At 77.9% G+C, this 326-nt stretch carries 1 protein-coding gene; it reads left to right on the forward strand.

Going from position 1 to position 326, the window contains the following annotated elements; all coding sequences use genetic code 11:
* Window positions 1-295, forward strand: a 295-nt coding sequence (locus tag JHD62_RS21695; protein WP_199104612.1) for a hypothetical protein, incomplete at its 5' end; no start/stop codon positions are given.
* Window positions 296-326 lie beyond the last annotated feature (31 nt).

The raw sequence follows: 326 nt of genomic DNA on the forward strand, positions 1-326 counted from the left end.
CCCCCCCCCCCCCCCCCCCCCCCCCCCCCCCCCCCCCCCCCCCCCCCCCCCCCCCCCCCCCCCCCCCCCCCCCCCCCCCCCCCCCCCCCCCCCCCCCCCCCCCCCCCCCCCCCCCCCCCCCCCCTCCACCCCCCCCCCCCCCCCCCCCCCCCCCACATCTTACTGTTCGTCGGCAGCGTCAGATGTGTATAAGAGACAGCTTCCATACAGCTGGCCACGCGCATGGCCAGACGGCGTCGCCACGGTGCGCTGGCCGGGTTGTTCAGCGTGCGGTCTTCGCGCACAAAGCTGTTGATGATGGCGTTGTAACCCAGCCAGCGCAATGG

The sequence above is a fragment of the Aquitalea sp. ASV11 genome, assembly GCF_016429185.1.
Taxonomy (GTDB): domain Bacteria; phylum Pseudomonadota; class Gammaproteobacteria; order Burkholderiales; family Chromobacteriaceae; genus Aquitalea; species Aquitalea pelogenes.